We start from the raw sequence: 5,720 nt of genomic DNA on the forward strand, positions 1-5,720 counted from the left end.
CCGTTTCTACGTTAGCGCCTACGAATTGATTTTTAATATAAGAAATCAAACTGGCTGGATCAGCTTGCATGGTATCCTTTTTGACGATCTCTCCTTCACAAATACTTACACATGCGTACGTTTTTTTATGAACGTCAATACCCATATAAACAACCTTTCCTGTATAATCGTATTTCCTCATGAGGATTCTCCTTCTAAAGTTTAAGCCCCTTTAGTTTACTCGGATAATTTCTCTGGGGCTAATTCATCAATACAACATAGCAACTCGCCTGGCGGGGATCCACGTGATAAGCGTTGGGTGCTCAAGGCGGTTATGGCCAAAATCAAAAGCTATTCGTTGCTGAAAAGAAGTAACACTTATATGGACGCCCGCCAAAGCTTTGCTTTGTAAGCGTGATGATTACAAATATAGCTTCAATTACTCATAAAATCCTGGCGTTGTTGATAGGCATCTTCCTGGACTTGTTGCCAGTTATTATCATCAGATGCGCTTTGTTGTGTTGTATTTGCATTGGGATCTTTAATCGTGGTAATTAAACCATTAGGCGTGCTAATGGTTTGTGTTTGATAACCTGCCTTTTGTAGGGCAATGGCTGTGGTTGTGGCGATAGTTGTATTAACAGCCGCGTAAGTTAAGGCTTTGTCTGCTTGAGCATTTGCCGTTGCCATAGCCGTATAAAAAAAGCCAAGCAGAGCGATAAAAACAGGTGTCTTATGCTTTGTTTTGTTTATCTTTAGCACAATATGGCTATAAAAATATTGGCAACACTTGGAACATTTTTTCAACATTGGGAATATACTCCATATCTGTAACAATAACCACAACGGTATCACCGGATTCAAGCGTGTAGTGGTCGTGGGCGATCATAATCTGATTATCACGCATAATAGCACCAATGGATACGCTTTTGGGTAAGTTGAGCTCACTGATTGTTTTACCTACAATTGGCGAGCTGTCTTTACTGCCGTGTACCACGATTTCTATTGCCTCGGCCTGGCCGGCATAAAGGGAATAGATGTTCACCATGTCACCTTTACGTAAATAGGTCTGGATCGCACCAATCGTAATGCGTTGTGGCGAGATGGCTCGATCAATCGTATAAGTATCATCAACAAGCTCTGCATAACTTAATGAGTTTACCAGTGCGATCGTACTTTTTGCCCCCATTTTTTTGGCAAGCATGGCGGACATGATATTTGCCTCATCATCATTTGTTACCGCGCAAAACAAATCGGTATCATCGATGCTTTCGGTATTTAATAACTCTGCATCAGAAGCATCGCCTGCTAAAACAGTTGCATTATTCAGGCTTTCTGCAGCTAAATGACAAACATCATAGTTATGTTCAACAATTTTCACCAGATAATCATTTTCAAGCCTTTTTGCAAGTCCAAGCCCAATATGGCCACCACCGGCAATAAAAATCTTGCGAAACTTTGTCTGGTTAGGCTGGAATTCCTCTAATATAGCCGGGACATTGATTTTTTCAGCAATAAAAAAAACATCATCATGTGCTTGAAGCACAGTATCAGCGGTTACAGTGATATTTTGCTTTTGTCGGTAAACCGCCATGATTCGCGCATCAATATCAGAGAGTTCCTGGCGAAATTCTCTGATTGCCATGCCATGCAGTGGCGAATCTGATGAGATGGAGCTACCAACCAGTTGTACGCGGGAATTAATAAAATCAACAACCTGGAAGCTTCCAGGATGCTCGACAAGGCGAACAAGTCGTTGAGTCACTAATTCAGCTGGATTAATGATAAAATCAATTGGAATATTATCATTGTTGAAAATCTGTGGATAGCGGGCATAGTTTTTATTGCGAAGCCTGGCAATCTTGGTGGGTATTTTAAACAGGCTATAGGCAATTTGACAGGCAACAATATTGACTTCATCATTATTGGTTACCGCAATAATCATATCCGCATCATTTGCACCTGCTTCTTCTAGGATATTTGGGTGAGAAGCAGAACCACATACCGTGCGTACATCAAAGTGATTTTGAATTTGACGCAGGCGTGCTGCACGTTCATCAATAATGCTGACACTGTGATCTTTTTGCAGGCTTTTTGCTAAAGAACTGCCAACTTGACCGGCACCTAAAATAATAATCTTCATTGGCTATCCTTAATGCGATGGCTTTGCCACAATACTTCATTATGATTATCTTTATTATTTAAGCTGCGTGCTGTAACAAATAAAAAGTCAGATAAACGGTTAAGGTATTGCAATATTAATGGATTGTTATGCTGTTTTGTGCGCATTAAACGGACATAGAAGCGCTCGGCTTTTCTTGCAGTTGTTCTAGCCAGATGACAAAATGCACTGGCTTTTGAACCAGCTGGCAGGATAAATTCTTTTAATGGCGGTAAAGCCTTATTTAACCGATCAATATGATGTTCAAGTGTGGTAATATCTTCTTTTTGTAAAGCGATAAACTCAGGGTAAGACAAATGGCCGCCGATATTAAAAAGTATTTGTTGGATATTAGATAAATATCGATTGATCTCATCATGATGGCTAAAGGATTGTACCACGCCAATATAAGCATTTAAGTGATCTATTTCTCCGATGACTTCAATAATCAGCTCATCCTTATACAGACGCTTATTATCTGATAATGCGGTTGTTCCTTGGTCACCTGTTTTTGTATAGATTTTTGATAGTCGATAACCCATGTGATCGTTTTGCCGTATCGTTGGCTTTTGTTGGTGTTTATTATATACCACTCATAAACCATTTTACAATTACTGTGCGTTGTGATTAAAGCCAGGCGGCTGTGACGGGTGAGGTGGTATACGCAAGGATAATAGCCTTTGTCATCCCCGCCAAAGCCTTGCTTTGTAAGCGCGGTACCTTGAAACATTTGTGTGACCAGTCAGGCAGAATGAATGAGAAGTCCTTGGGGTAACATACAAAAATGATAAATGCGTTATTTCAGTAAAAAAGGCATTTTTGTAAAAAATATACATAAATACAATCATTTTGATGGAACATTCTCCAAATGATTTATAAATATTCATCCACATGGTATACAGGTATGGCATTAATTGGAATTTGGAGGTATTTTATGCTTATAGCTAATTTAAATCAATTAAAGGAAATTCAACAAGAAATAGTTAATGGAAGTGCGCTTGATGGAGATGATATTGAATTTCTACATTTGCATCTGGATGAGAGTATTATTGAAGATCAGAAAACCACACAACAGAATATTGAAAGTCTTAAAGAAGAATATGAAACCCTAGAAGCAGCGCTTTGTACAAAAATCACAGCAATAAATGCATCTAGCGTTGAGGCCGATAGTTTTAGTATTGCTGATGTTACTGACCTTTGCAAAGCCTACAGAGAAACTTTTAACCAATCTCTTTTGGTTAATCATCAAGCTTTAGGGTTAGATAAATTTGATCAGGTTGTATCTGAATTTGATCTATTACGTGCTCGCCAGCAGTATCTTGTGAGCTTACGTAATGCTTTTACATCTGCCAAAAAAGTATATCGTGAGAACTATAAAGATGGAAAGGTAAGTTTGGCTGGGGTGGCTATTAAGAATACGCAAGATCCTGATGAAAAAGCAGATCTATGCTTTGGTAATGCAATAGAAAAGTTGCAAAAAATCAATTTAGCGGCTGAGAACTTTGATGAGTCGATAGCAGGTGCAATTATTACAGCATTAGATGATATGAGGGGGAACTCAACAGCAGGAAATGCTTTGAAGGCATTATTAGCTCAGCTTCCAGAGAGTCACATCGAAGCAGTACAGGAATACAATACGGCCTTGAGGCTCATGAGTCTTGGTTTGGTTAATGATGTTGGTTCCCTTTCTATACATCAGGCTGTGTCAGCAGAAATAAGTATGCTAAAAGTAGGGAATGTTGGCAGCGCAGATGAAGTAGATGCATTTATACAAAACAATGAAAACACACTAACTAGAGTTAAAAGCATTTTGGAAAGCGATGATATTCAAAATAATTACCAAGGGCTGGTTAGATTGGCAGATGAGATGGCAGAGCAAAAAAAGAAATTGAAAGCTATTCATACTGCTCAAAAGCATATTGGGAAACAGCCAGGTGATGCAATTGAAAGGCTTCAAAGTAAGTTTTTAGAAGAAGCGCAAGAAATAATTAATAGCAGCAATAGTAAAGATCAAGCTGATTCATTGTTAGCGCAAATGACTTTATTGAAAAAGGTAATAGAGAGTAATGGATTTCCTGTAGGGCTTAGAGACATAATAACCTCTTCTTATATAGATGAAGTTTGCAAAAAACTTAATAATGTAAAAAGCCAGTTGGATATATCTGAAGGATCTTCAATCGATGAGATATCGCAAGCCTTAGAAGGTATAGATAAGATTGATGAATTACAACAACAATATAAACAGTTATTGCATTATTTAGTGGTCAATGCGCCTGGTAAGATTAATTTACCTGAAGAACTTAAGCTTGATCTATCTGGATTAGATCTGCGGGCAGCCAGATTAAATCACTTTCATTATTATCAGGGTGAGCAAGATGATCAAGAAAGCTTGCCTTTGCGTGATTGGTCTACTTGCCGTTTTGATAATGCAATTATGGGTTCTATGACAAAATCGGAAATTGAGCGCTTACTTTCAGATTGGGATCAATACTTAACGGATGGTAAAAACATTCCAGAAGAAAAGGCACAAAAATGGCGTGCGCTTTTTCCAATGTTACCCCTTATCGGTGATAGTATTGATACGCAAATAGATCGTTACCAAACAAGGCTGCAAGCGCTTGTTGATAAAGGACAAAGTCTGGCAACCGATTTTAGTGATTCGCCCCTGTCCTCGTGTTTTCCAGATTTGACGGATACGCATTTTAAGGGTGTATTGAGTCATGTTGAATGTCAGGTTGATTGGTGGGGTAAGACACACAAAGAGCTTGTTTTAAGTGAAAGCTCAATATATTCAAGCGGTTTAGGCAGTTTAAGCGGCTGTCAATTTAGAGATGTTAATTTTTGTGATTTTACTGAGAATGATACAATTTATACTAAACGTGTAGATAACTCATATTTTAGTAAGGCTGAGTTTTATTCAAAATTTTCCGTGAAAGCGGCTAAAGGTGTAGAATTTTCTGGTTGTACCTTTAATGGAGACTTTTCAGTAAATGAGCTTGCTAACACAAGTTTTATTAATTGCACCTTTAATGGTATGACTTTTATGCCAGGGAGTGTTATTCAATGTCAATTAAAAGACACGTACTTTAAACATTTGCTAATCGAACCATCTTCTGAAGAAACACAAGGTGCGCTTCAATGGCAAAATGTTACCATAGATTATTTAGATGCATTTGAAAATGTCAATGGGCAGGGATTACTTAATATCGTTGAAAATGCAACGGTTAAAAGAATATCTGCCGATGCTTTTATAATTATGGCCGAAGCAAAGCTTAATGCATTATGGAATAGTAAATCCTCAACCAAGGATTTTAGGAAACAGTTTAATGCGTGGTATTTAGATCATTTTGATAAACTTGAAGGAGATGAAGCTGAGAAAGGAGATATACTCGAATTTGGTGTATGGGCTGAAATATAATCAGCGATACTTAGGTGGTGTATTCACTGCAGAATGATAGAATTATTTTGCAAAGTAAAAACGCTCAAAATGGAGGAATACACACATGAGTAAAGATAACGTACTTGCTCTGAAAAATACAGTAGAAAATGAAGTAAAAGATGCTTTAACGGGCGTAATTCG

General features: G+C 38.0%; 5 protein-coding genes. 1 reads left to right on the plus strand and 4 read right to left on the minus strand.

Going from position 1 to position 5,720, the window contains the following annotated elements; all coding sequences use genetic code 11:
• The 4 genes from DNK84_RS00800 to DNK84_RS00815 form a co-directional block, all read right to left on the minus strand.
• On the minus strand, positions 1-181 hold a 181-nt coding region (locus tag DNK84_RS00800; protein ID WP_208123222.1), incomplete at its 3' end, for a hypothetical protein.
• 233 nt (positions 182-414) lie between these two features.
• Positions 415-741, minus strand: a complete 327-nt coding sequence (locus tag DNK84_RS00805) for a hypothetical protein (RefSeq protein WP_162902134.1) — start codon at positions 739-741, stop codon at positions 415-417.
• A gap of 7 nt (positions 742-748) precedes the next feature.
• A complete protein-coding gene (trkA, locus tag DNK84_RS00810; RefSeq protein ID WP_119342680.1) occupies positions 749-2,122 on the minus strand; it encodes a Trk system potassium transporter TrkA in 1,374 nt (457 codons plus the stop codon).
• Positions 2,119-2,733: a cob(I)yrinic acid a,c-diamide adenosyltransferase gene (locus DNK84_RS00815; RefSeq protein ID WP_235826785.1), complete on the minus strand. Its 615-nt coding sequence runs from the start codon at positions 2,731-2,733 to the stop codon at positions 2,119-2,121. Before DNK84_RS00815 ends, trkA begins: the two co-directional genes overlap by 4 nt.
• A 341-nt stretch (positions 2,734-3,074) precedes the next feature.
• On the opposite strand from DNK84_RS00815, the gene DNK84_RS00820 reads away from it, so the two are divergent.
• The gene (locus DNK84_RS00820) at positions 3,075-5,558 is read left to right on the plus strand and encodes a hypothetical protein (RefSeq protein WP_119342681.1); all 2,484 of its coding nucleotides are present in this window, start codon (positions 3,075-3,077) and stop codon (positions 5,556-5,558) included.
• Positions 5,559-5,720 lie beyond the last annotated feature (162 nt).

This window comes from Facilibium subflavum, from assembly GCF_003574485.1.
GTDB lineage: Bacteria > Pseudomonadota > Gammaproteobacteria > Francisellales > Francisellaceae > Facilibium > Facilibium subflavum.